Annotated in this window: 25 protein-coding genes; all 25 read left to right on the top strand. The window is 72.1% G+C overall.

What is annotated here, in order from left to right; translation table 11 throughout:
* Nucleotides 1-182: 182 nt before the first annotated feature.
* Nucleotides 183-779: a hypothetical protein gene (locus tag SPOPO_RS0102600; protein WP_156869510.1), complete on the top strand. Its 597-nt coding sequence runs from the start codon at nucleotides 183-185 to the stop codon at nucleotides 777-779.
* Nucleotides 773-1675 carry a hypothetical protein gene (locus SPOPO_RS34695; RefSeq protein WP_019873222.1) on the top strand — a complete coding sequence of 301 codons (903 nt, stop codon included), beginning with the start codon at nucleotides 773-775 and terminating at the stop codon, nucleotides 1673-1675. Before SPOPO_RS0102600 ends, SPOPO_RS34695 begins: the two co-directional genes overlap by 7 nt.
* The gene (locus tag SPOPO_RS32255; RefSeq protein WP_169577145.1) at nucleotides 1672-2403 is read left to right on the top strand and encodes an SAF domain-containing protein; all 732 of its coding nucleotides are present in this window, start codon (nucleotides 1672-1674) and stop codon (nucleotides 2401-2403) included. Before SPOPO_RS34695 ends, SPOPO_RS32255 begins: the two co-directional genes overlap by 4 nt.
* Nucleotides 2404-2534: 131 nt before the next feature.
* Nucleotides 2535-3272: a hypothetical protein gene (locus SPOPO_RS27330; protein ID WP_156869508.1), complete on the top strand. Its 738-nt coding sequence runs from the start codon at nucleotides 2535-2537 to the stop codon at nucleotides 3270-3272.
* Nucleotides 3269-4663 (top strand): TadA family conjugal transfer-associated ATPase, encoded by a 1395-nt coding sequence (locus tag SPOPO_RS0102580; RefSeq protein ID WP_019873219.1) that lies wholly within the window; start codon nucleotides 3269-3271, stop codon nucleotides 4661-4663. Before SPOPO_RS27330 ends, SPOPO_RS0102580 begins: the two co-directional genes overlap by 4 nt.
* Before the next feature lie 63 nt (nucleotides 4664-4726).
* Nucleotides 4727-5617, top strand: a complete 891-nt coding sequence (locus tag SPOPO_RS0102575; RefSeq protein WP_033384877.1) for a type II secretion system F family protein — start codon at nucleotides 4727-4729, stop codon at nucleotides 5615-5617.
* Nucleotides 5614-6540, top strand: coding sequence for a type II secretion system F family protein (locus tag SPOPO_RS0102570; protein WP_019873217.1), 927 nt, complete (start codon nucleotides 5614-5616; stop codon nucleotides 6538-6540). Before SPOPO_RS0102575 ends, SPOPO_RS0102570 begins: the two co-directional genes overlap by 4 nt.
* A 99-nt stretch (nucleotides 6541-6639) precedes the next feature.
* The gene (locus SPOPO_RS27325) at nucleotides 6640-6846 is read left to right on the top strand and encodes a hypothetical protein (protein WP_019873216.1); all 207 of its coding nucleotides are present in this window, start codon (nucleotides 6640-6642) and stop codon (nucleotides 6844-6846) included.
* Nucleotides 6847-6938: 92 nt separating this feature from the next.
* Nucleotides 6939-7304, top strand: a complete 366-nt coding sequence (locus SPOPO_RS27320) for a TadE family protein (protein ID WP_019873215.1) — start codon at nucleotides 6939-6941, stop codon at nucleotides 7302-7304.
* Entirely contained in the window at nucleotides 7301-7783 is a 483-nt protein-coding gene (locus tag SPOPO_RS0102555) for a TadE/TadG family type IV pilus assembly protein (RefSeq protein ID WP_019873214.1), read from the top strand. The genes SPOPO_RS27320 and SPOPO_RS0102555 overlap by 4 nt, the downstream gene beginning before the upstream one ends.
* The gene (locus tag SPOPO_RS27315; RefSeq protein WP_019873213.1) at nucleotides 7783-8304 is read left to right on the top strand and encodes a Tad domain-containing protein; all 522 of its coding nucleotides are present in this window, start codon (nucleotides 7783-7785) and stop codon (nucleotides 8302-8304) included. Before SPOPO_RS0102555 ends, SPOPO_RS27315 begins: the two co-directional genes overlap by 1 nt.
* Nucleotides 8301-11651, top strand: a complete 3351-nt coding sequence (locus SPOPO_RS0102545; RefSeq protein ID WP_019873212.1) for a BTAD domain-containing putative transcriptional regulator — start codon at nucleotides 8301-8303, stop codon at nucleotides 11649-11651. The genes SPOPO_RS27315 and SPOPO_RS0102545 overlap by 4 nt, the downstream gene beginning before the upstream one ends.
* Nucleotides 11652-11941: 290 nt before the next feature.
* Nucleotides 11942-13033 (top strand): PIN domain-containing protein, encoded by a 1092-nt coding sequence (locus SPOPO_RS27310; RefSeq protein ID WP_051098264.1) that lies wholly within the window; start codon nucleotides 11942-11944, stop codon nucleotides 13031-13033.
* A 65-nt stretch (nucleotides 13034-13098) separates the two neighbouring features.
* Nucleotides 13099-13779, top strand: a complete 681-nt coding sequence (locus SPOPO_RS0102535; RefSeq protein ID WP_019873210.1) for a hypothetical protein — start codon at nucleotides 13099-13101, stop codon at nucleotides 13777-13779.
* A 21-nt stretch (nucleotides 13780-13800) separates the two neighbouring features.
* Nucleotides 13801-14202, top strand: a complete 402-nt coding sequence (locus tag SPOPO_RS0102530; RefSeq protein WP_019873209.1) for a hypothetical protein — start codon at nucleotides 13801-13803, stop codon at nucleotides 14200-14202.
* A 71-nt stretch (nucleotides 14203-14273) separates the two neighbouring features.
* Complete coding sequence (locus SPOPO_RS0102525; RefSeq protein WP_084670852.1) at nucleotides 14274-15377, top strand: helix-turn-helix domain-containing protein; 1104 nt, start codon at nucleotides 14274-14276, stop codon at nucleotides 15375-15377.
* A 3-nt stretch (nucleotides 15378-15380) separates the two neighbouring features.
* Nucleotides 15381-16190: a hypothetical protein gene (locus SPOPO_RS0102520; RefSeq protein WP_019873207.1), complete on the top strand. Its 810-nt coding sequence runs from the start codon at nucleotides 15381-15383 to the stop codon at nucleotides 16188-16190.
* Nucleotides 16191-16450: 260 nt separating this feature from the next.
* Nucleotides 16451-16792, top strand: a complete 342-nt coding sequence (locus tag SPOPO_RS0102515) for a DUF6112 family protein (protein ID WP_019873206.1) — start codon at nucleotides 16451-16453, stop codon at nucleotides 16790-16792.
* Nucleotides 16789-18015, top strand: coding sequence for a type IV secretion system protein (locus tag SPOPO_RS0102510; protein WP_019873205.1), 1227 nt, complete (start codon nucleotides 16789-16791; stop codon nucleotides 18013-18015). Before SPOPO_RS0102515 ends, SPOPO_RS0102510 begins: the two co-directional genes overlap by 4 nt.
* Nucleotides 18012-19382 (top strand): SCO6880 family protein, encoded by a 1371-nt coding sequence (locus SPOPO_RS0102505; protein WP_028984461.1) that lies wholly within the window; start codon nucleotides 18012-18014, stop codon nucleotides 19380-19382. Before SPOPO_RS0102510 ends, SPOPO_RS0102505 begins: the two co-directional genes overlap by 4 nt.
* Nucleotides 19379-20686 carry a VirB4 family type IV secretion system protein gene (locus SPOPO_RS35465; protein WP_019873203.1) on the top strand — a complete coding sequence of 436 codons (1308 nt, stop codon included), beginning with the start codon at nucleotides 19379-19381 and terminating at the stop codon, nucleotides 20684-20686. Before SPOPO_RS0102505 ends, SPOPO_RS35465 begins: the two co-directional genes overlap by 4 nt.
* Nucleotides 20683-21906: a DnaB-like helicase N-terminal domain-containing protein gene (locus tag SPOPO_RS0102495; protein WP_019873202.1), complete on the top strand. Its 1224-nt coding sequence runs from the start codon at nucleotides 20683-20685 to the stop codon at nucleotides 21904-21906. The genes SPOPO_RS35465 and SPOPO_RS0102495 overlap by 4 nt, the downstream gene beginning before the upstream one ends.
* Nucleotides 21903-23807: a type IV secretory system conjugative DNA transfer family protein gene (locus SPOPO_RS27305; protein ID WP_019873201.1), complete on the top strand. Its 1905-nt coding sequence runs from the start codon at nucleotides 21903-21905 to the stop codon at nucleotides 23805-23807. The genes SPOPO_RS0102495 and SPOPO_RS27305 overlap by 4 nt, the downstream gene beginning before the upstream one ends.
* On the top strand, nucleotides 23804-24445 hold the full coding sequence (locus SPOPO_RS27300) for a hypothetical protein (RefSeq protein ID WP_019873200.1): 642 nt from the start codon (nucleotides 23804-23806) through the stop codon (nucleotides 24443-24445). Before SPOPO_RS27305 ends, SPOPO_RS27300 begins: the two co-directional genes overlap by 4 nt.
* Entirely contained in the window at nucleotides 24442-25440 is a 999-nt protein-coding gene (locus SPOPO_RS32250; RefSeq protein ID WP_019873199.1) for an ArdC-like ssDNA-binding domain-containing protein, read from the top strand. Before SPOPO_RS27300 ends, SPOPO_RS32250 begins: the two co-directional genes overlap by 4 nt.
* Nucleotides 25441-25516 lie beyond the last annotated feature (76 nt).

The raw sequence follows: 25516 nt of genomic DNA, 5'->3' as shown, positions 1-25516 counted from the left end.
CATGGAAGTCGTAGCCCCGGGTTGTCGATGTTGCCGGGGATCGCGCACACAGAGGAGAAGCGCTACCTGAACGCGCTCCCGCGTGCTGGGCACTTATCGGAAAGATTCCACGGATCTGGTGGAAACCCTGCGAAGTGCCCGAAACGGGTGATAGGACCGATCTGGGAGCAAGGGGGGTACGGATGTTCCTGACCAAGTCATGGTGCCGCCGGGGGGATGGCGGGGCCCGCCGGCGTGACGCCCGTGCGGTGACGGCGGCGGCCGTGATGCTTGCGCTGACGGCGAGCGCCGGGTGCAGCTCGGGGGGCGACGTCGACCTCGATCCTGCCGCTGGGCCGTTGGCCACTCCGACGGCCACGTCGACTCAGGCCGGCGTCGCCGCGTCCGAGGAGGAGGCCATCCTCGCGGCCTACCGCGAGTTCTTCGCCCGCCAGAGCGAGATCTCGATGGCGCCGAAGGAACAGCGCCGCGTTCTGCTCGAACCGTTCACCACCGACCCTGCGCTCGAGCGTGTCCTTCGGGGCATGTTCGCCGCCGAGGAGTTCGGCGAGGTCGGCTATGGCGAACCGGTCGTGAACCCGACCGTGGAGAGCATCGACGGCGACACCGCGCGGATCACCGACTGCCAGGACAGCAGCATGGCCGGGCGGAAGAAGCGCAGCAACGGCAAGATCACCACCCGCGGGACGAAGCAAGCCAAGGCCGAAGTGACGGCCAAGCGCGGTGAGGACGGCCGGTGGCGGATCTCCACCGTCGACTACCAGGACGACAGATGCTGACCCGAGCCGTCCCCCGCGGTGTCGGCGCGCTCGGCGTGAGCGCTGCCGGTGTGAGCGCCGTACTCGGTGTGATGGTGCTGTCGCCGGCGATCGCATCCGCCACGGATGATCCCGACCGGATCTCGGTCCTGCCTGGCTGGGCGGGGTGGATCGACACCGAGGTCGCCGACCCGGGCACGGTGGAGGGCGCGCGGGAGCGGCCCCGACCGGCGCGCGAGTCCGCGCCGCCCCGGTGCACGCAGACCAAGTCCGACGGCGCCGGCGGGTACGCGACGCAGGAGCAGTTTCAGTCCGGCGCCCCGGCGGGAGATGGCCCGGGCGGTTGGGTGGTGCGGCGATGCACGGACGGAACGATGGAGACCGCTTGGGTTCCGGTACCGGAGCCGACCCAGGTGACGCCGCAGCGGTTGGCGGAGCGGGCCACGAACCGGCTCCCGCTCCCGCTCCCGGAGCCGGGGTTCGAGCCCCATCGGGATTCCAGCGCCGGCCCGGCGACGTTGGTCGCGATCCCGACGTGGTTCTTCCTGGACGGCTGGGAGCCAGTCACCCAGCGCACTGCCGCCGGTGAGACGTGGGCCGAAGTGACGGCTGAGCCGGTCGCCACAACATGGTGGCCGGGCGACGGCAGCGGCCCGGTGCGGTGCGCGGGCGCGGGCGCGGGTCGGGCCTGGACGGCGACGGACTCGGCTGGGACGCCGTGCACCTACACCTATCGGCGCTCGAGTGCGGCGCAGCCGAACAACGTCTACCTCGCCCGCGTCGTCGTGAGCTGGCGAGTGACCTGGTCGGGGTCCGGGGGGCTCAACGGGACCCTGCCGCTGATGGAGCGTCAGACAACGTTCCCGATCGCCGTCGCCGAGCGGCAAACCGTCGTCGTCCAAGGGGGAGACCGATGAGCACTGCAACGACCGGCTCGCTGCCCAGGTCACGCAACGGCACTGTTCCTGGCGCCGGCATGGTCACGGGTGCCGGGTCGCCGGCGGCGCGGCCGTTGCCGACCCGGGCCCGCCGGCCCGGGTTGATCGCGGCCGCGGTGCTGCTGATCGTCGGCTTCGCCCTGACTGGTGGATTGCTGGTGTCCAACGCCGCCGGCAAGACGGAGGTTCTGGTCGCCGCGGGTCCCGTCCCGGCCGGGCACGTGGTGACCGCGGGTGACCTGCGTGCGGTCAGCGTCAGCGGTGGGGTGCGCGCGATCCCGGCTGCGGACTTGAGCACGGTGGTGGGCCGGACCGCCACGGTGGCGTTGGTCGGCGGCCAGCTGCTGAACCGGGACATGCTCACCGAGGACGCGGTCCCGGGCGCCGGTCAGGCGATGGTCGGGCTCGCCCTAGGTCTGGGCCGCTTGCCCGCCGACGGGTTGGCACCGGGGGACCGGGTCCAGGCGATCGCGGTCCCGAACGCCGCCGCCGCGGGGGCGAGCCTGGATGCCCCGCGGGTGCTGGCGATCGGGGAGGTCTTCGCCGTCCGCGCCGACGCCGCCTCCGGGGGCGACACCCTGATCACCCTGCTCGTGCCCACCGACGCGGCCGGACGACTGGCCGCTCACGGCGCGAGCGATCAGGTGAGCCTGATCAAGGTGCCGGCCGCACCTGTGGCCGCGCCGGGGCCGGGGGCCGGGTCGTGAGTCTGATCGCGTTGTTCTCCGAGAAGAGCAGCCCCGGTACCACCACGTTGGGTTTGGCTCTGGCCGCGGTCTGGCCGCGCCCGGTGGTGCTGGCAGAGTGCGACCCAGCGGGCGGGGATATCGCCCTGCGCGTGAGCGATCCCGCTGGGCGGCCGGTGTTGGGCCCGGAGCCCGGTCTGCTCACCTTCGCGGTCGCGGCTCGCCGCGATCCGAGCCCCGATCCGCGGGAACATGCACAGCCCCTGCCCGGCGGCCTAAGGTCCGGGCCGGCGGTGCTGGTGGGCCTGGCCTCGCCGGAGCAGGGGGCCGGCCTGGTCGGGCTGTGGCCGGGGATCGCGGCCGCCCTGGCCCGCCCCGGCGAGGGCGATGTGCTGGCCGACCTCGGCCGGTTGCACCCGGGCAGCCCCGCGATCGCGATAGCCGCGGCCGCCGACACCCTGGTCGGAGTCGCCTGCGGTGACGCCGCGGGCATCCTGCGAATCCGCGACCGGCTCACCCACCTCATCACCGGGCTCCCGCCCACCGACGCCGCCCACACCGTGCAGGCCGGCCACGTCGGGGGTCGCCGGGTGGTCGTGGTCCTGGTGGTGGAGGATCGCCACGCTGTCGAGGCGGTCGCCTCGACCCGCGCTGTGCTGGAGCACGCAGCCCTGCCGGTCACGGTGGCCGGGTACCTCGCCCTCGACGCCGCCGCGGTGCACGCCCTCTCGTGCGGGCAACGGGGCGCTCGCCTGGACCGCAGTCTGCTGATCCGCAGCGCACGGGCCCTCGTCCCGCACCTGAACCCGGACCTGCCCCCACCCGTTGTGGCACCCCCCGGCGCTGAGCGCTCGCCCGGGCGCCTCGCCGCGTTGGTGCGGTCCCGATGAGCACGGCCGTCGGGTTGGACCACGCCCTGGTCCGCCGCCTGCAGGGGCAGGTCGCCGAGCAGCTCTCGGCGGCGCGACGCGCGGCCCGGGCCGCCGGGCGCCCGGAGCTGGCCGGTGAGGACGAGCGCGAACACGCCCGCGCGGTGATCGCGGCCGTGATCGCCGCGGACGTGCAACGCGCGATGGCCACCGGGCACCGGCCACCTGAACCGGAGGAGGAACGCGCCCTCGCCGACGCGGTCCACGCCCGCCTGTTCGGGGCCGGCCGGCTGCAGATCCTGCTGGATGACCCGGCGATCGAGAACGTCGACATCAACGGCTGCGACGAGGTCTTCGTCTCCTACGCCGACGGCCGGCGGGCCCGGGTCGACCCGGTCGCCGGGACCGACGCCGAACTCGTCGAGCAGGTGCAGTTGTTGGCCGCCTACGCCGGGCTGAACGCGCGAGTCTTCGACGACGCCAACCCCGAACTGGACCTGCGCCTGCCTGACGGCACGCGCCTGTCGGCGGTACGACGGGTCACCGCGCGCCCAGCGGTATCGCTGCGCCGCCACCGGTTCCCGAAAGTATTCCTGTCCGACCTGGTCGGCAACGCCACCATCACCGCGGAACTGGCCGCGTTCTTGTCCGCGGTGGTCAAGGCACGACGCAACGTGATGATCGCCGGCGAGACCGACTCCGGTAAGACGACGTTGCTGCGCGCCATGGTCAACGAGATCGACGCGTCCGAGCGGATCTGCACGGTGGAGAACAGCCTCGAACTCGGGCTGCGCGCCCATCCCGCGCTGCACCCCGACGTGGTGGAGCTGGAGGCCGCCCCGGCCAATAGCGAAGGCGCCGGCGCGGTGAGCATGGCCCGGCTGGTGCGCCGGACGCTGCGGATGAACCCGGACCGGGTCATCGTGGGCGAGGTCCTCGGGCCCGAGGTCGTCACCATGCTGAACGCGATGAGCCAGGGCAACGACGGGTCCCTGTCCACGATCCATGCCCGCACCCCGCGCGGGGTCTTCGACCGCATCGCCACCTATGCCCGCCAAGCCGAAGAGCGCCTGGACCTGGAAGCCACCCACCAGCTCATCGCCGGCGGCGAGGGCGGCACCGGGGCCCTGGACTTCGTCGTGTTCCTGCGCAAGACCCGCCCTGGCACGCCACCATCACCTGACGCTCAATCAGAGATCGCAGCTTTGTCGTCGACCGGTGCACCGGCGGCCGGAACCCGGCGGGTGCTGTCCAGCGTGCTGGAGGTCACCGGGTTCGACCAGCGGGTCCAGGCCAGCGAGGTGTTCACCCCGGGCCCGGACGGGCGCGCGCATCGCAACGACGCGGTCGCGATCGGTTGCCTGTCCGACCTGATCGCCGTCGGTTATGAGCCCGGCTACACGGCGACCTGAGGCCCTGTCACCACAGAACAGTGGACACGAGGTAGGCACCACATTTGCGAGGGAGGGGAGCCCATGCAAACCGAAACGTTGGTGGCACTGGTGGTGTTCGCGGGTCTGGGCGCCGCGGTGTGGTTGCTCGCCGTCGCCTGCACCGGCCCGATCGTCCCGGTGATGCGGAGCCGGCCGGTCCTGGTCGCGTTGGCCGGCCCGCGGGTGGCCGCGGCCGGGGGAACGGTGCTGGCGGTCGGGGTGCTCACCCGGTGGCCGGTCGCGGCGCTGGGCGCCGGCGCCCTGGTGTGGGCGTGGCCACGGCTGGTCGGCGGCAACGCCGCATCCCAGGCGGGCATTGCCCGGTTGGAGGCCCTGGCCGGGTGGACCGAGTCGCTCAAGGACACCATCGCCGGTGCGATCGGACTCGAGGAGGCCATCCCTGCGACCGCTCCCACAGCGGCGGCACCGATCCGTGGCGAGGTGGAACGTCTGGTTGAGCGGCTGCGGGCGCGCGAACCGCTGCCGGCGGCGCTGCACCGGTTCGCGGCTGACCTCGATGATCCTTCCGCGGACTTGGTCGTGGCCGCGTTGATCCTCAACGCCCGGCTTCGCGGTCCCGGGCTGCGCGCCACGCTGGAAGCGCTGGCCACCTCGGCCCGCGACGAGTTGGACATGCGCCGCCGCGTTGACGCCGGCCGCCGTGCCCTGCGCAGCGGTGTCCGGATCATCGTCGGGGTCACCGTCGCCTTCGTCGGTGCGCTGATCGCGCTCGATTCGGCCTACCTCGACCCCTACGACACCGCGACCGGGCAGCTCGTCCTCCTGCTCGTGGCCGCGATGTTCACCGCCGCGTTCGCCTGGCTCCGCGCGCTGAGCGAGGTCACCGTCCCGCAGCGGCTGCTCACGAAACACGGCCATGAGTTCAGCGGAGCTGACGGACCCTCGTCCCTGACCCGGGCAGCGTCGCGATGACCGCGGAGCTCGTGGTCTTCGCCGGCCTCGGCGCTGCCGTGGCCGCCCTGCTGGCGCTGCTCGCGCCGCAGCGCCCAGGTCTGCTCGTCACGGTCGGACGTCTCGACGCCGCGCGCGCCGCTGCCCCCGCAGCCCCGCGCGCGGAAAACGGCTCGTCAGTGACGGGCCGTCAGGCCCAGCTCGGGCGCCTCGCGGGCGCTCGACTGGGCGCGCTGTCCCGGCCGGGTCGCTCCCCCCGCGGCCCGGCCGGGACCCGCGCGGCCGACCTGGCCATCACCGCTCACCACCCCGAGCTGTTCCTCGGCCGCCAGGTGCTCACCGCTCTGGGCGGGTTCTGCCTGCTCCCGGCCGCGGCCCTGATGCTCCTGCCGGCTGGGCTCGTCATGCCCGCCGGTGTCCTGCTCGCCGGGACGCCGGTGCTCACGGCCGCGTTCTGGTTCCTGCCCGATCTCGCCCTGCGGCGCGAGGCCGAGACCCGGCGGCGGGAGTTCCGCCGCGCCCTGTCCTGCTACCTCGACCTGGTCGCGATGAGCCTGGCCGGCGGACGCGGCGCGGCCCAGGCGCTGCCCGAGGCCGCGGCCCTGTCCGACGGGTGGGCGCACCGACTCATCGCGGACGCGTTGGACGGCGCCCGGCTCGCTGGGATCAGCCCCTGGCGCGGCCTCGGAGACCTCGGCGAGCGGATCGGTGTCGGCGAGCTGGGCGAGCTGGCCGGCAGCCTCGCCCTGGTCGGGGACCACGGCGCCCGGGTCCGCGACACCCTCACCGCCCGCGCCGCCACCTTGCGGCGCCGGGCCCTCACCGACGCCGAAGGCCAAGCCGCCCAGGCCGACCAAGCGATGCGCATCGCCCAGGTCCTGCTCGCCTTCGCCTTCCTCGTCCTCGTCGCCTACCCGGCCCTGGCCGCGGTCCTCGCCCTGTGACCAGTAGGCCGATGACTGAGCCGATGACTGAGCCGCCGAGCGGCCCCACCCGGGCAGTCGTGATCAGACCCGTGCACCAATCCATCGAGGGAGGCACCCGTGCCGCAGATCCAGTTCCTGTCCGCGCTCTGCACGATCCTGAGGGCCCGTCAGCGGAAGCTCGCCGCGCAGGATCGACCCTCCGATGCGGGGGACATCGTGCAGTACGTGGTGATCACCGCGGCACTGGCGATGGCGGCCGTCGTGATCGTCGCGATCATCGTCACCAAGATCACGAACAAGGCCAGCAGCCTGCAAACCGAATGACGGGGGCCCGCCCCGGCAGCCGGCGCCCTGCCGCTCGACCTCGTGCTGCTGCGCGCCGCACTGGCGAGCCGGGTGACCGCGGGGCGAGCAGCGTGGAGCTGGTCATCACCATGCCCGCGCTCCTGCTGGCTGTTCTCGTGATCATGCAGTTCGGCATCTGGGCGCACGCCCAGCACGTGGCGCTGGCCGCCGCCCGCGACGGGGCCGAGGCCGCTCGCGCCTACGGCGCCAGCGAGGCGGCCGGCCACGATCGTGCCACCACCAGCCTGGACCGGCTCGGGCCGACGATCCTGCGCGACCCGCATATCGAGGTCACCCGCACCGCGCAGGAGGTCACGGTCACCGTCACCGCCCACGCCCCCTCGATCCTCGGCGGCCTATTCACCTTCGGTGTGAGAGAACAGGCCCACGGTCCGGTCGAACGCTTCATCCCGACCGCCGGTGAGACAACCCCATGACCTCCGCCACCAGCCCCGACACCAGCCCGGCCAGCAACCCCGGCTCGGGTGCGGACCCGGACACGGGCATGGGGTCTGCGGCCGACCGGGAACGCGGCTCGATTGCGGTCGAGCTGGTGATCCTCACCCCGCTGTTGATCGTGCTGCTCCTGCTGGTCGTTGGGCTCGGGCGGATCGCCCACACCCACGCGCAGGTCGAGGGTGCCGCCGCCGACGCGGCCCGCTCGGCCTCCCTGGCCACCAGCCCTGCCACCGCGCAGCATGCCGGTGAACAGGCCGCCCGCGCCTATCTCGGCGACCGGTCCTGTCGTCACCTGGACATCGACATCGACACCGCCGGGCTCCGCCCCGGCGGCGTGGTCACCGCGCACCTGCGTTGCACCGTCTCGCTGGCCGGGCTCGGGCTGGCGGGCTTCCCCGGTACCCGCACGTTCAGCGCGACCGTGCAGGTCCCCATCGACCTTCACGCATCGCGGTGATGGTCCCCCGTCGCGCGACCGGCGCGCACCCGAACCGGACCGGTCAGCCCCAACACCACCGGCGCTGCCAGGCCGCGGCGGCGCGTGACGAGGGCAGCATCACCCCGTTCGTTGTCGTCATCACCGCCGCGCTGCTCGCGATGGCCGGGCTGGTTGTGGACGGCGGCTACGCTCTCGCCGCCCGCCAGCAGGCTGCCGGCACCGCCGAGCAGGCCGCCCGCGCCGGTGCCGACGCGCTGAACCGTGAGGCCGCGATGCGCGGCGGGCCCCTGCGGATTGATCCGGCGGCCGCCCGGGCCGCCGCCGAGCGGTACCTGAGCACCGCCGGCTCCACCGGCCAGGTCAACGTCGTCGGGCAGACCGTGACGGTCACGGTCCGGATCACCCGCGCCACCGCGATTCTGTCCGCCGTCGGCATCGACACCCTCACCGCCACCGCCACCGCCAGCGCGCACGGCCTGACCGGGATCGACCACGAAGAAGACCTGCCCGCCACCAACCCGGGGGAGCAACCGCGATGACCGCCACCGGCACGAACCGGCCGCCCCACGCCCCCAACACCGGCCGCCTCCTGCTGCGTGGTGTCGGGGCGCTGGCCCTGCTGGTGGCCCTCGCCTTCGGCCCGCCCGCGGCGCTGCTCGCGTTTATCGGCAACCCCATCCCGGCCCAGCCCGTCGTGGGCGGGCGGCTCACCGACGCCGCCGTGATCGGCATGCTCGCCGTCGTGGTCTGGGCCGCCTGGGCGCAGCTCATGCTCGCCGTGCTCGTTGAGGCCGCGGCCGCGCTGCGCAGCGCGCCGCTACCAGCCCGCATCCCCTTCACCGGCCCTCAACAGCACCTCGCCCGCCACCTGGTGCTGGCCGTCTCCTTCCTCCTCGCCGGCAGCGGGACGCTCCTGCTCCCCACGAGCGCCGTCCCGGCCGCGGCCGCCGTCGCGACCTGCGCCGCACCCGAGACGGCGCAGGATCGAGGACATGACACGGAACCGGAACCAGCCGCTGAGCTGACGTCACATCAGATTCCTGCGGCCCGGGAGCAGGTCACGGCGGCAGCGGTCCCGCCGCAATCTGCACATCGCGACGGCGTTCGCTTGGCGCGACCCGAGGCGACGGCTCCACCCCACGCGGCTCAGTCCCCTGTGTCTCAGTCCCCTGTGTCTCAGTCCCCTGCGTCTCAGTCCCCTGCGTCTCAGTCCCCTGCGTCTCAGTCCAATGCGACGACGGAGCGTGCCGGTCGCTGGTATGTGGTGAAGCCGCCGCGTGGATCTCATCACGACACCCTTTGGGACATCGCCGAACGTCACCTCGGCGACGGGCTGCGGTGGAAGGAGATCTACGAACTCAACCGCGGCCGCTCCCAACCCGGCGGCGGTGAACTGCAACTACCGCGGCTCATCCACCCGGGCTGGCGTCTGCTCCTGCCGCCCGACGCCACCGGACTTCCCAAGCCCGGCGGCGAAACATCGAAGCGGTCGACTCCCGCGGCCAAGGACGCCGATGAGCGCGCCGGCCAACCCGGCGCCCCGTCGGCCGATCACCTCGGCGACTCTGCCGATCACTTCAGCGACCCGTCCACCGGCCAACGCCTCCGTCTCGATCAGGCCAAGGAACGGGACCTGCAGACCTCGAAGGAAACGGGCGTCCTCGCGGTTCCGCCGGCGCCCGAGCGTGCTGAGGATTCTCCGCCCGCGGCCATCGTCCCGACGTTGCCACGACCCACTCCACCGGCGACCACCGTCAACGAGACCGACCGGGCCGAGGCTCCGGCCTTCGGCCCGGACCTCGCGCCCGATCATCACCTGGCCGACGACGACCCGGCCGACGATGGGCCGGGGCTCCCCGTCGGCGTGCTCACGCTGGGTCTCGGCGCGCTCGCCTGCGCCGGGCTCACCGCGGAACTGACCCGGCGCCGTCGCCGCGGGCAACGGTTCCGGCGACCCGGTGAACGACTGCGCCACCCCGGCGGCCCGGCCAGCGATCTGCAACGCCAGCTACACGCCGCCAACGCCGAGCTGACAGCGACGGCGTTGCGCGACGCACTCCGAGCGCTCGCCGCGGCCTGCCACGCCGGGGGCCATGCGCTACCGGACCTGCACACCGTCCGCATCAACGCCGCCGGGGCGACGCTGCACCTGGGCAGTGACACCCCGGCCGCTGTGCCGCCGTTCACGCGCGTCGACGCGCGGACATGGACCCTCGACGCCGCCGGCGCTGATGCCATCGACGGCGATGACAGCGATGACGCCGATGACGTCGGTGATTTCGTCGATCCTTACCCCGCCTTGGTCGCGCTCGGCGTCACCGGCGACGAGGCGATCCTGCTGATCAACCTCGAAGCCGCCGGCACCCTGCAGATCACCGGGCCGCCCGAGGGCGCCGAGGCGATCCTGCACGCCCTCGCCGCCGAACTCGGCACCAGCGATCTGACCCGCACCACCGGGATCCTCGTGAGCGGCTGCCCGGCGCCGTTGCTGCGGATCCTCGAACCCGGCCGCGCCCGAGCCGTTGACGCGGCCGCGGGTCGGCGGCGGGTCGCCGTCCACCAACGCGAGGTCGAAGCCCTGCTCACCTCGGCCGACACCGGTGACCTACTCACCGCCCGTGCCCGGTGCGTCCTCGACGACCTCTGGGCACCCATGGTGCTCATCGACGGCGGCAGGCACGACGACTCGAACACCGTCGAGGTTCCCACCCGCCCCTACGGCGGTGGCTGCCTGATCACCACCCGGGCCGGACTCGACGAGGAGAACCCCGCATGGACGTTGACCAAGGCCTCCGAGACCTGGCGCCTGGAACCACCCGGCATCGACCTTGACCCCCAGTGCCTCGATCCCGAGCGTCTCGCCCAACTCGATGCCCTGCTCGCGGTCACCGACGTTCCCGACCCAGACCCGCAGGAGCCGGCCACCCCAGCGCGGAACGGCGCCGGGCCCATCCCCGCACCAAGCCCGGCCGAACCGACGCCGACACCGCAGATGACACCGCAGATGACCGTGCACGACGTGAGCGCCGTGAACGGCGCCCCGGTGGCATCCCCCACCAGCCTGGCGATCATCGCCGCCGCGATCCCGGACTCGTCCGGCCGCTCCCAACCGCCCGCCGATGCGCACCTCGCGGGCCCGCTCGCGGGTCCGCTCGCGCCCCGAGTCTTCGTCCTCGGCCCGGTCGAGGTCCTGGGCGCGGGGGAGGAGGTGAAGCCCGGCCGGCGCCGCCGGGCGGAGGAGCTGATCGCCTACCTCGCCTTGCACCCCGGTGCCAGCCAGCACCAGCTGGATGAGGCCTTGTGGCCCGGCGTCCGGGTGTCACGCGGCACCCGCAACCCGCTGGTCTCCCGGGCCCGCCAATGGCTCGGCGTTGCCTCCGACGGGCAGCCCTACCTCGCGCTGGTCACCGAAGGCCAGCGCTACCAGCTGCGAGCCGAGGTGAGGTGCGACTGGCATGAGTTCTGCGCGCTGGCCAAACGCGGTCTCGCCGCCGGACCGGACGGGCTGGACGACCTGCATGCCGCGCTCGAGCTGGTCCGTGGTCGCCCGTTCCTCGGGGTGAACCCCGCCGCGTACGGGTGGGCCGACGCCGACACCCAGGACATGATCAGCGCCATCGTCGACGTCGCCCACACCCTGGCCAGTTTCGCCCTCGCCGGCGGCGATCACCGCCGCGCTCGCTGGGCCGCCGCCCGCGGGATCAACGCCGAACCCGTCGCCGAGCTCCTCTACCGCGACGCCATCCGCGCCGCGCAGGCCGCCGGTGACGACCAGGACGCGACCCGGCTACTCGACCAGCTACGCCGCTGCATCGCCGAGCTCGACCCTGACGACGACATCACCGACGCGACCGCAGTCACGACGGGCATCCTCGGCGCGCGCTGAAGGGCCGCCCCGGTCAACCTGCCTCCCGACATCGCACGCAGGTCGGGCCCGCGGCGGTCGTTCCGGCCGAACGCGACGTCCGGCCATGGCCGTGCCACCCGCGGGCAGCTGGCCGCGCCGCAGACCCCCCCCGGATTAGAACCGGATTAGAACGAAGCAGGCCTCGGCCAAGGGCAAACGTACAGGTCAGGGCTTTGCCTATGGCCCCGGATTAGAACCCACTGGTCGCCACCTGAAAGTCCCCACCCCTCGCTCGTCGCGTCGACCCGGAGGTAATTCAGCCCTGCCCGGTGACGGTGGCGGTTCCTAGCCAGGATAATGATCAGGCGCTTGTCACCGATGGTCGCTACGTTCGGGACATGACAGATGGTCAGACCGATAGCCTGGCACCGGTCGGGCTAAAGCCGCTGCGTTACGGGCGGCCGCGTTTCACTGGCGTGGTCGATGCGAACGTGCTTCTCAGCAGCATTGCGAACGGCTGCAGTACGGGTTGGCGGTCCCGGCTTCTCCGGATGACCGACGAGGACCATGCGGTCCTGTACGCAGCTGACCACGTGTTTGGTGAGGTCTACGAACATCTGTCGAAGTTCGTCGGCCGCGACGGAACACCTTCGGTCGAGGAGCTCCGGCAGCTCTTTGAAGAGGAGTACTTGGCCATCCTGCGGTTCGTGACGGTCACGCCGGATGACGGTGCGGCCGAAGCCTTGGGCGTTACCGATCCTGATGACGTTCCGACGGCGCAGCTCGCCGAGCTGCTCGGCGTGAGCGTCGTGTTCTCGGACGACAGGCACCTTCGCGACCCTGGGTTCGCTCCGAAGGACTGGCAAGTCGCTGCCCGCGGCGCGATTGAACTCATCGACTGCGAGCGCGAGAAGATCGCGCTTGGGATGGCGGTGTACTTGCCAGCGCGTGCGGCCGTCTGGGCCGTACAAGCGTCAGCTCGCCGGCTAAGCGTCACGCCGTGGATCCCGGCGGCTGCTCTCCTGGCCGGGGCAGTTCTGGTGATGCGCGCACCTGCCCGTCGCCGAACAGTAGGGGAAGCTCTAGGCACCATCGGCCGCGCATTCGCGGAGCAGCTTGCACGGATCGAAGCCGATGAGCACTTGGCGATGGCGATCCTGCAGGAGGCGATGTATGTCGCCTCTGGTGATTCTCTTCGCCACCAGCTCGCATCCGTGCTCGCGGTTCAGCTGGAACCGGTTGCTGAGGACGAGGTCCTCAGCCTTCTCATCGCGGCCTATCCCGGGGCTGACACGCCAAATGTCGAGGACGTACGGGTCGAGTTGGTGGCTGGTTCGGAGTTCGTTGAGGGCGAACCCTTCTGCTGGCAGCTGGGGCGTGCAGTCGATCCGCCAGACGGCTCGTTTGAAGTGATGCCCTAACAGGGACCGAGGCGAGTCAGGGCACGCTACACGGGAATGTCACAGGTGGCGCCTAGGCTCCGATCATGCGTCGAGCGTTCATCGCAGCCACCGTGTCCCTCCGCGATTCCTTTGCGATTGCGACGGAGTGGGCGCAGGCGAACCCGCTGACCGTCATCGCGCCGATGACCGCTGACGTGGAGGCGGAGTCATGGTTACAGGACGCCGGGGTACCGATCGGCGTCACTAGCAAGAAGCACTCCCGGTTCACCGCTCGCCCGCAAGGAACCTTGGTCGCGTGGTGCCTTGACCTGCATGACCTGCTTGATCAGGAGAGCCAGAAGGGCGTTCAGGAGGTCGTCCTTGTTCGCGCTCATGGCGTGCACGCCCCGTGGATCACAGCGCACGGTGTTGAGTGCCTTGCAGGGACACCCGTGCCGGCGGTGCCCGAAGCGAGCCCGGCGATCAAGGCGATGGTCCAGGGAGTGACGAACTATGTCATTCGCAACCAGGGGCTGGTTGATGAACGCGAGCGATGGCGTGTCATTCAGGCGCTGACCTACTTCCGCCAGTGCGGACATACCTTCGACCGCGACCAGCTCTCGGTCGAGGCCCTCAGACAAGGTTGGCCTGGCAACCGCGTCGGCAAGCTCGCTGAGCTTGCGTCAGATGTCAACGCCGGGAAGCGACTGCGGTTCGAACAACGTCTGCGTCCTGAGGTTGTCGCGGAGTGGGAGCAGACACAGACATTCGAACACGAGAACTAGAAGCCGAACGGAGTTTCAACCGTGGCAGGTGCCCCAACGGCAGTTCAACAGCAGACGACGGTCGGGGAGGGTCTGGCAGTTGGATGCCTCGCCATCGGTGTCACCTCAGTTACGGCACGGAAGCTGACCCTGGAGTTGGCCTTCAGCCGTGCCTGGCGTGACTGGCACCCGGCGCGGGAGTTTCTGGCCATCTGCACGACCCTTGCTCGGAACGACATCGTGACGATCCTGAGCCGCAGTGAACGGCGTCGCGGTCCGGTCTGGGCGGCTTGGACGCTCGACCGCGGGCTGTACGTCCCTTACCTGACCCAGGATTGGACCGTCGAAGAAACGGCGGACGAGCTTGAATCGTCGTGCGGTGTCGGCCGCGAGGACTGGAAAGACCTGGCCGGTTCGTTCGTCCATGCGCTCCAAGCGGGATGATTGGCTTTCCGAGCCAAGGCGGACCCAACGGTGCGATCCTTCCTTTGACCTGCTGTGTTTCTTCAAATAACATGTTTCTCGTGAAGGGAAACAGGTCTATTAGAGAAACGCTGCTGACGCAGAAAGCGCTGGCGTCAGTCAGCGAACTACTGCCGCCCGCGTGGCGACTCGAGACCGCGTCGCCACCACAGGCCACGCGACGCTTGGAAGCAGACGGACTAGTCCGCCTGGTCGGCCCGCGAGGCACCAAAGCCTCGTTCATCGTGGAGGCCAAACCTGCAGGCGCCTCGTCGATCGATTCCCTTCGGCTCGTGCTTGCGGATCTGAGCAGAACATTCGAACTGCCGGTCCTGTTCGTCTCCGACTACATCGGGCCGTCGCTGCGAGAGGCGTTGGCGTCAGAGGGAATCAGCTACGCCGACGCGACGGGCTGGGTGCGGGTGGCCAATGACGATCCGCTGATCCTGCTCACCGGGATCGGAGCCGACCGTGCTCCGAGGCCGCGCTCGGGCGGCAACGCCGTGGCGCGACTCAATGGCGTGGCGGCCAATCGGATCATCCGAGCGCTCTGTGAGACACCCGTCCCGGTCGGGGTGCGGGAGCTCGCTGTGGTTGCGGGAGCGTCGGCGGGGTCGGTGTCGAAGCTGCTGGTCACGCTGGCTGGCGAGGGAATCGTGGAGCGGGACGCGGGTGCGGTGGTGTTGGTACGCCGCCGGGCGCTGGTCCGTCGGTGGGTCGCGGATTACTCGTTCAACCGGTCTAACCCGCTCGCCGTCTGGTTTCTCGCTCCGCGTGGTGTAGCACGCACGCTCGAAAAGGTCGCCGGCCTCGGCGGTGCAGTGCTCACCGGTTCGGCGGCCGCGAGACGACTCCTGCCCTCCGAAACCACCTCCGTAGTGCCGCTGCGTCAGATCGCCGTCTACGCCGATGACCCGCCACTTCTTGCGGATCAGTGGGGCCTAGTCGAGGCCGATGCAGCAACCGCGAACGTGCTCATCGCCCGGCCGCAGGACATCGACATCCTGCGCGTGGGCAAGACTTCCGATGGCCTGCTCCCGATCGCGCCGACCGCTCTTGTGTTAGCCGATCTGCTTACGCTGCCGGGCCGATCCGATGCCGAGGCCGAGCAACTCATGGACGCGTTAGCCCTTCGCGACGCGGCCTGGAGGGAGTGAGACGTGCAACCTGCACCCGAATACGTCGAGGCACGGCGGGTTCTGCTCGACGCGCTCACTGCGTTGGACCAGCACCTGCCCAACCTGATCCTCGTCGGCGCACAAGCTGTCTATCACCACACCGGGGATGCCGACCTGAACGTGCCGTTGATGACCACCGACGGCGACCTGGCCATCAACACCCTGCATCTAGCGGACGTCCCGGAAATCGGCGACGTCTTGCGACGCGCGGGATTCACGCCTGGCCCCAACCCTGGGCATTGGGTGTCCGCCGGCGACGTGGCAGTGGACCTCATGGTCGTTCCCCATCAGGCCGGCGTCACCCGTGCCTCGGCGCGCAGTGCACGTCTGGAACCACACGAGAAGCTGACGGCGCGTATCGCGCGCGGGCTGGAGCCCGCCCTCGTGGACCACGACCTCGTCACCTTGAGTGCACTCGACCCGTCAGATCCCCGATCCGTCAGCCTGATGGTCGCCGGCCCGGCCGCCTTGCTGACCGCAAAGATCATCAAGATCGGTGAACGGCTCGGTCAGGCCGAGGCCCAGCCCGACCGGCTCAAAGAGAAGGACGCCCTGGATGTCTTCCGCCTACTCCAGGCGATTGACACGCCCGTCCTCGCAAGGGGGATCGCTCTCCATCGAGCAGACCAGCACGCAGCCGCCGTCACGGGCGAAGCGCTGGCCCTGCTAGAGGCGCACTGCGGGAATCCTCCCGGACGAATCCCGGAGATCGCGGCGGCCGCAGCTCAGGGCGACCCCACCGTCGCGCCGTCGTTCGTGACGCTCGTTCGGCAGTTGCTGGCCGCCTTATGACGTGTTGCCGCGGGTGCTGAACGCTGAGTCACCTGGACGGTTGCCGCTGCGCGACCGAGCTCGTCGCCGACGCATCTGAGCCCTCACTGCGGCCGAAGTGAACTGACAGACGCCAACCCGAGGCAGCAGCCGGACGAGTGGGGCGGCGTCGGGATTCCCCGCGTTGCCGCGAGTGATCGTCGATCTGGGTGCCGGGTGCGCACACAGGACTCTGAGGGCCCGCGCGCTGCGCGTGGGCGTCGGCCTTGGGGAGGCGCGTCATGGTGGTCAGTGCTCCGATCGGGTGGCTGGTTCCGCGAGCGGCTGAGTCGCCGAGGCCGCGGGCGGCGGATCCCGGGATCACCCCGAACAGCAACGGCCTGCCCGGGCTGGAGGTGCTTCGCGAGCTCGTCGGCGCGCTGCTGACCTGGGGCCTGGTGGCGTGCGTCGCCGGGCTGGTGGTGTCGGTGATCATCTGGGCGCTCGGGCACCACCAGGGCAACTACTCCCACACCTCCAGCGGCAAGACGGGCGTGCTGGTCGCGGCCGGTGGGGCGCTGCTGATCGGCGGGGCGAACGGGATCATCTCGTTCTTCTCCGCGATGGGAACGCGGATCCAGTGACCGCTGGCAACCCGGCCTGCGCCGGCCCCCTCGACCCGCTCTGCGCCGCCGTCGGTGGTGTCGTCGGTTCGGCGACGGCGACCGGTTCCGGCTTCGTCCTCGACGCCCTCGGCGACGCATTCGTCAGCGCCGCCGAGTCGGTGACCACGACCGCGCTGGCCGCCCTGGACACCGGCACCCGCATCGACTTGGGCGCGGACTGGTTTCGCGCCAACGTCGCGGTCATCGCCGCGGTCACCGTTCCGGTCGTGATGGGCCTGCTCGTCGCGCAGGCCATCACCTCCGTCCTGCGCCGCGAGCCCGGCGGCTTGGCCCGCGCCGCCGTCGGACTTGCCAAGGCTCTCCTCGGAGCGAGCCTCGCCCTCGGCGTCACCCAAGCCGGACTGATCGCGACCGACGGGATCTGCGAGTTCATCGCCGCCTCCAGCGGGACCACGGTCCACGGCGCCGCCGAGCGGTTCCTCAACCTCACGTGGCTGGCCGGCCCGCAAGTGGGACCGGTGCTGCAGATGATGCTCGGCATCGGGATCATCTTCGGCTGCCTGGCCCTGTGGGCCGTTCTGCTCTTTCGCAAGGCAGCGCTGCTGTTGGTCGCCGTGTTCGCGCCGATCGCGTTCGCCGGCGCGGTCTGGGACCAGACCCGGGTGTGGGCTCGCCGCTGGATCGAGATCGTCGCGGCCCTGGTGCTGTGCAAGGTCGTCATCGTCGTGACCTTCGTGCTCGGTGCGAGCGCCTTCACCGGAACCGGGCCCACGGTCGCCCCGCCGGGGACAGCACCTGGAACAACGCCGGGGGCACTACCGGGAGCGGTGCCGGATGCAGCTGCCGCCCAATCGGCCGGGCTCTCTGACGTTCTGGTCGGGCTGATCCTGTTGACGATCGCTGCCTTTGCACCGTGGATGACCTTCAAGTTCGTGCACTGGACCGGCATGGAAGCCGCCTCCGTCATGCACTCCTCCATGGCCGCCAACCCGGCGTCCCGCGCTGCGGGGGCCGCGGGGTCGCAGGCCCGCTTCGCCGCCCAACAAGCCATCACCTCCTCCGTGCTCGCCGGGGCCGGCGCCGGCGGTGCAGGTGCGGCTGCGGCAGGACGACGGGCCGGTCCGGCCCGTAACGCCAATGCCGGGGGAGCGCCCCTCGCGGCGGGTCTGTCCGCGCACCGGCCCTCGAACCCGCGCCCGGGCGGAACCGGGCGACCGACGAGCAGGAAGGACGAACGATGACCGCGACCCAGGCAAGTGATGTTCGTTTCGGCCGGTTGGAGCGACGCGGTCTGCTGCTCGGCCTGAGCGGCGCACAACTGGCCCTGGTGGGCTCCGCGCTGATCATCGTGGTCGCGGCAGGGATGGCCGCTGGGCCCGCAGGCCTGCTGTTCACCGTCCCGCTCTGGGGTGGCGCGCTCGCGATGGCGCTGCTCCCGGTCGGTGGTCGACCCCTGGTCGAGGTGCTTCCCGTGGTGGCGCCGTGGGCGGCTCGTCGCGCCCGCGGAGCCCACCTCGTCCTCGCGCGGACGACCGACTCGGACGACGACCTCACGATTCCCGGGGTGCGCGGACGGCTCCGGATCACCGTCGAGCCCATCACCGGTGCGGCGGTGATCCGCGCTACGGGAGCACGCGCCGCGGTGACGGTGGTGGCCCAGGTACGCGGTCCCGGGTTCCTGCTCGAGGACGCCGCCACCCAAGACCGCCGCGTCACGAGCTGGGGCCGCCTCCTCGGATCTATCGGGCTGGCGGGCGTCACTGGCATCCAGGTCCTGCACTGCACGAGAGCCGGCGCCGACGTCCGCACCTGGTGGGCCCGCCAATCCGGGCCCGCGCCGGCGTGGGCATCGCGAGTCCTCGACGAGGTGAACCAGGACGCCACCACGACTCGGCTGGAGTGCCTGATTGCGGTGAGCCTGCGGCCGCGCCGCGGTAGCGACCTCGAGGCGGTCCTCGCCTCGCTGGCCGAGGCGATGGCGGCGGCCGAGCTCGGCGCGGCCTGGCTGACGCCCCGTCAGCTACGAGGCAGGGTACGACGGGCCTACGACCCGATCGGTACCGACCGCCACGGCCCGGACGGATCCGACGGGCCGGCGGGCCCGATGGGCATCGCGGAGAACTGGTCCCACGCGCGCAGCGACTCCGCCTTCCACGCGACCTACTGGATCGCCGAATGGCCACGATCCGCGACCCACCCGAGCTTCCTGCGACCACTCCTGCTCGCGGCCGGCGCGGACCGCGCGTTCAGCCTGATCGCTCAGCCGCTGCCGACGGCGAAGGCGCTGCGGGAGATCCGCCGCGCCCGGGCCGAGCAGCTCGCCGACGCCTCCACCCGGGCCCGGATCGGGCGGGTCGAGGACGAGGCCTCCCGTGCCGCCGCCTCCGAGCTGACCCGCCGCGAGGAAGACCTGATCGCAGGCCACGGCGACCTGCGGTTCGTCGGCCTGATCGCCGTCTCCGCGCCGACGCTGGAGGAGCTGGAGAACTCGTGCGCCTCGCTGGAGTCTTCGGCCGGCCAAGCCGGGTGCGAACTGCGCCGGCTGGTTGGCCAGCAGGTCCAGGCCTACGCGGCTGCGGCGTTGCCGCTCGCCCGGGTGCTGTCGTGACCGCGCGCCTCAGCACCGGGCCGCGTTGGGGCCGGCTTCGGGTGCCGTCGCACCGGGCCAGCTCGGCGACCCTGGCGGGGGCGTATCCGTTCCTGACGCCGGAGCCGTGCTGCCTCGGCGCTCTGGTCGGGTCGGACGCGCTCTCCGGGGAGCCGTTCTCCTTCGACCCGTGGGCGCTCTACGCCGCGGGCGTGCTGACGAACCCGAACGTCGCCCTCGCCGGGGTCATCGGGTCGGGCAAGTCCGCCTTGGCGAAATCCCTCGCCGTCCGCGCGATCGCCTCCGGGCGCCGGGCCTACGTCCCGGGCGACCCGAAAGGGGAGTGGTCCGCCGTTGCCGAGCAGGTCGGCGGTGTCGTCCTGCGCCTCGGACCGGGACTCCCCGCCCGCCTCAACCCCCTCGATGCCGGGACAGCGGATGCCGCAGGGCAGCGATCCCGCGTCCTGACGTCCGTGGCCGAATCGCTGCTCGGGCACGACCTGACGCCGGGCGAGCGGGCTGCACTGGACGCAGCTGTCGCGGTCATGTCCGGCAGCAGCGGCCGCGAACCGGTGGTCTCCGACGTCGTCGCCGCCCTGATCGACCCCGACCCGTCGCAAGCCCGGGATGACGGCGTGGCGCTTACCGATCGGGTGAGCGACGGGCGGGACGTCGCGCACGGGCTGCGCCGCCTGGTCCGCGGCGACCTCGCCGGAATGTTCGATGGCCCCTCTACCGTCAGCTTCGACCCGAACGCACCGATGGTCGTCGTGGACCTGTCCGCCCTCGGCTCGGACGACCGCGCCGTCGCGGTCGCGATGACCTGCGCCGCGTCCTGGCTCGAAGCCGCCCTCGGGACCGGCGTCTCTGAGGATGAGGTGCGGGTCGGGCGCTGGATCATCTACGACGAGGCATGGCGGCTCCTGCGCTCACCCGCGCTGATCCGCCGGATGCAGGCGCAGTGGAAGCTCTCCCGGGCACACGGGATCGCGAACCTGCTCGTTCTGCACCGGCTTTCCGACCTCGACGCGGTCGGCGCCTCCGGCAGCGAGTCCCGCGCCCTCGCGGCCGGGTTGCTCGCCGACTGCTCGACCCGCGTGATCTACCGCCAGGAGTCCGACCAGCTCACCGGCACCGCATCGGCGCTCGGCCTCACCGACACCGAACGCACGCTGCTGCCCGCACTGCCCCGCGGCTGCGGGCTGTGGAAGCTGCCCCGCTCTTCGCACGTCGTGCATCACCGATTGCACGACCCGGACGAAAGAAATCTCTACGACACGGATTCGGCGATGCGTAACTCCCGTGGATTCGGGGAGGAGCGGTGAAGGTCGTGCCGTTGGCCGAGCGGGCCACCCTCGGTGCCCTACTCCTCCAGGATCCTCTGGGTCCCGCGATTCCCATTGCCAGTTGCGCGGTGAACTCCGTCGCCGCGCCGGGTCGGGGTGCAGGCGCCGGTGCGGACATGCTCGGCTGGTTGCGACCGCAGGACTTCGCCGACCCCTGGCACCGCGAGGTCTACGCCACGATCCGCGCCCACGCGGCCGCGGGGGACACCGTGCGTGCCGAGGCCGCCGGGCTCGACCTGCTGCGCCGCCTCGGACCGACCCGGGCTCAGGTGGTGCGCGTGGCCGGGCTGCTGCACGACCTGCCGCCGGGCGCGCAGGCCGCCACCTACGCGGTGATGGTGCTGGAGGCCGCGCTGCGCCGCGAGGTCACCGCCCACGGTGTCCTCCTGCAGGCGGCGGCGTTGCAGTGCGCCTTGGACGGCTCGGCGCGGCCGATGACCGCGATCACCGCCGTCGTCGACGCAGCGCTGGAGCAGGGCATGCAACGGTGGGCGGCCGCGACCGGACAGACCGCTATGGGTCAATCTGCGACTGGTCGGTCGCCGGCATGCCCGGGGCGGACCAGCGCAGCACGGGAGCCCGTAGCGGTGCGGTCCGCGGTGGCCCGGCTGGAGTCCTCCTACGGCGCGGACCGGTTGCTGGCCGCGCACCCGCCCCTGACGCCAGGTCAGATCGCCGAGCACGAGGCGACCCTGATCGCGGCGTTGATCGCCCACCCGCAGCGCATCGGGGCCAGCGCGGCGGGCTGGTTGCGCCCGGACACGGTGACCAACCGGGCCTGGCGCCCGGTGTACGAGTCGGTGCTGCGCCTGCACACCGAGGGCCGCCGGATCGACGCCGTCACGGTCTTCTGGGAGACCCAGCGGGCCTCCCGGGCGGCCGGGCGCGGCCCGGACCCGGCCGCGGGTGTCGCCGCGGTCGAGCGGGCGAGGACCGCCGACCCGGACTACTGGGCCCGGGTGGTCTCCGCCGATCACCTGCGCTTGGCCGCCGACCGGGCCGCGGACAGCCTGCGGACCGCCGCTGCCAACCCCGGCCTGGACCTGGCTCAGGTGTTCAGCACCGGGCACATCCTCACCCAGGCCCTGAGCACCGCCGCCCGACCGCTCGAACCTCCCGCCGCGGACCGGCGTGGCCTGGCCACCGTCCACGCCCTGCCCGACCGGCAGACCCGTCGCGCCGGACCGGTGGCCGGATGACGCCCCGTCACCCCGGGCCGTCGCGGTCTGCGCGGGGGCGCTCCGGCGCGGCGCCGTCGAGCCCGCTGATCGACCTGGCCCTCACCGTGCTGGCCGCCGTGATCGCGGTCGGGTTCCTGCTGTGGGCCGGCGCCGCGCTCGGCGCCCTGGCCACCGGCCGCGGCATGCCGACCGGCGGGCTCGTCGCGGCCCTGGCCGCGGTCACCGCCCTATCTGACCCGGCGTCAGTCTGGCCGGCGCCGGCCGAGCTGCCCGGCCCGCTCACGTACTGGGCCGCCACGCTGGTCGTCCTGGGCGTGGCTGGCGCGCTCGCCTGGGTCGTGCTTCACCGGTTCGGCCCGTTATTCGGTGGCGGGATCGGTGGCATTGGTGGGGGCGATTGCGGGGTGGATCGCCGTGACGTCCGCACTCTGCCGGGGCTGGCCACCGCGCGGCAGGCTCGCGCGGTCGCCGGCCGTGCGGTCGTGCTCGCCCGCGCACCGCTGGTCCGCCCCTCCCTGGCCGGGACCAAGCCCGCGCCGGGCGCGGTCGGGTATCGGCTCGGACGCGCCCGGGGCACGGAGTTGTGGTGCAGCGTGGAGGACTCCGCGCTGCTGGTCGGCCCACCCCGGATGGGCAAGGGCCTGCACGTGGTCATCCCCTGGGTCCTGGACGCCCCCGGCCCGGTCGTGACCACCTCCACCCGCCCGGACACGCTCGCGTTGACCTACCACCACCGCGCCGCCCGCGGCCCGGTCGCGATCTTCGACCCGCAACGCCTGGCCGGGCTGCCCGGTGGGCTGCGCTGGTCCCCGGTCCGGGGCTGCGAAACCCCCCGCACCGCCCTGGTCCGCGCCCGCGGCCTGGCCGCCGGCGCCGGGTTTGGGCGCTCGGTGACCGACGCGGACTTCTGGTCCGGGCAGACCGAGACCGCGCTGCGGTGCTTGCTGCACGCCGCCGCCCTGGACGGGCGCCGCGCACTGGACCTGTACCGGTGGTCGCTCAACCCGGCGCTGGCCACCGACGCCGTCACCGTGCTGATGCGCCACCCCGGCGCAGCAGACGGGTGGGCCGACGCCCTGGAGTCCGCGATCCACGCCGACCCCCGCACCCGCGACTCGGTCTGGCTCGGCGTGCGCCAGGCCCTCGCGGCGCTGGCCGACCCGGACGTGCTGGCCGCGGTCGACCCCGGCCCCCGCGACCAGTTCGACCCCGCCACCTTCCTGGCCAACTCCGGCACCCTCTACCTGCTCGCCTCCGCGGTCTCTTCCGGGACGTGCGCCCCGCTGGTCGCTGCGTTCGTGGAGGACATCACCGAGACCGCCCGCGCCCGCGCGGCCCGCGCCCCCGGCGCCCGTTTGGACCCGCCGTTGTTACTGGCGTTGGACGAGATCGCCAACCTCACCCCGCTGCCGTCCCTGCCCTCGCTGATGGCCGAAGGCGGCGGGTCCGGGATCACCACTCTCGCGGTGCTGCAATCGCTGGCCCAGGCCCGCCACCGGTGGGGCGAGCACGCCGCCGACGCGATCTGGGACGCCGCCACCGTCAAGCTCATCCTCGGCGGCCTCGGCAAGGCCCGCGACCTGCAAGACGTCTCCCGCCTGCTCGGGGAGATCGACGAACCCACCACCACCCTGTCCCGCGGGCGAGGCGGGGACCGCAGCGAGTCCGTGAGTACCCGTCAGGTCTCCGTGATGCCGGCATCCGTGCTGCGCACGTTGCCGTTCAGCACCGCGGTCCTGCTGCTGCGCCACACCCGGCCCTCGGTGCTCGACCTCGACCCGTGGACCGCCCGCCCCGACGCCGCCGCCCTACGCGCCGGGCAGCGCGCCATCGAGACCGCCTGCGCCACCGGCACCCCCATCCAACCCAGCCCACCGTTCACGCCCGGCCCACCGTTGCTGGGGGAGGCGAGGTCATGAAGGTGTTGCTCGCCGGAGCCGCCGCCACCGCGTGGATTGGTGCCGTCCCGGCTTTCGCGTCGCTCGCCGTCCTGGCCGGCCCCGGCCCCGGTACCTCAGCGAGCGGTATGGCCGTCACGGCGGTCTCGGGTCCGGTGTCGGCGGGGACGGCGATCCGCATCGCGGTCTCGATGGTCGGGATCACCGCGGGCTGGCACCGGCTCTGCGACCGCCTCGTCTGCCGCGCCTACGGGCACGCGAACTCCGGCTACCCCGACGCCGCCGCGCACTGGGCCGCGATGTTCGCCGCCGGGCACGCCCACCCCGGCGACCGCTGCCCACCGGCGGGCGCGTTCGTGTTCTGGCGCAGCGCCGCCCCCGAAGGCCACGTCGCCCTGGTCACCAGCAGCGACGTGTTCTGCGACCCGGCCCGGATCGCCGTGGTGTCCAACGACGTCCTCGACACCGCGCTCGGTCACCGCGGCGGGGTCTACCACGTCACCCTCGCCCGGATCGAGGACGGCTTCGTCACCCCCGGCGGCTACCTCGGCTGGTCCGACCCCGTCTGCGCCGGACGCCCGCTGCCGCCCGATCCGGAACCGGATAGCGACCAGGCACTGCTCTCTGACCCGGCCCACAACCGACGGACCGTCAGATGAGCCGCACCACTCCGACACGGCGGGCGGATCCCGGTGACCGGCTGGCCGTGGCCCACGCCCACCTGGTCAGCGCCGTCGAGGCCCTCACCCAGGGCGAGGCGTGGCAGCACATGCTCACCGTCGCCGCCCGGCTCCCGACCTACAGCGCCACCAACATCCTGCTCATCGGCATCCAGTGCCCGGACGCGACCCACGTGGCCGGAATCCGCGCGTGGAACTCCCTCGGCCGACGGGTCCGCAAAGGGGAGAAGGGCATCGCCATCCTCGCGCCCTGCCTGTCCCGGGTGCGTGAGGGAGACGAGCGACCCGCCGCAGACTCGCCACTGCCGGTCCCACGAGAGTCCAGCGAGCGCCCCGACGCCGTCCCGGCCCGCCGGCTGCGCGGCTTCCGGGTCGTGCACGTTTTCGACGCCAGCCAGACCGTGGGTGAGCCGTTGCCCGACGTCGGGCCGCAGCTGCTCGCCGGGGACGCCCCGCGGCTGCTCACGGCCCGGCTCGTGGACGTGATCCGCTCCGACGGCTTCACCGTCGAGCTTGGCCCGTGCACCGGAACGGCTAATGGGCACACGGACTTCGCCACCCGCACGGTGCGGGTACGCGACGACGTCCCCGACGCACAAGCCTCGAAGACGCTCGCCCACGAGCTCGGCCACATCCGGGGCGGGCACGAGACCCGATTCCTCGCCGAGTACCGCACCTCCCTCGGCTGCCGCGCCCAGGCCGAGGTCGAGGCCGAGTCCATCGCCTACCTCGTCACGCACGCCGCCGGCTTGCCCACCGAGGCCTACTCCGTGCCCTACCTCGCCGGTTGGTCCGGCGGCGACACCGACCGGGTGCGCGAGGCCGCCACCCGGGTCATCGACACCGCCCGCGGCATCCTTACCGACCTCGGCCTCGACCGCAGCCACCCGCCGGCCCCGGCCCCGGTGACCCACAGACTCGTTGACCCCGCCGCGCTGCCGGAGGTTGAGCCGCCCGCGCCGCAACCCCCGTAACAGGTCCCGAGTCCGTCGGCGCGCCCGCCTGTCATTCCACAGGGCGCCCAGCAGCGCGCACGTGTCCACAGATTGC

This window comes from Sporichthya polymorpha DSM 43042, assembly GCF_000384115.1.
Taxonomy (GTDB): domain Bacteria; phylum Actinomycetota; class Actinomycetes; order Sporichthyales; family Sporichthyaceae; genus Sporichthya; species Sporichthya polymorpha.
Note: the sequence above shows the minus strand (reverse complement) of the source record. Positions and strands in the feature narration are given on the sequence as shown.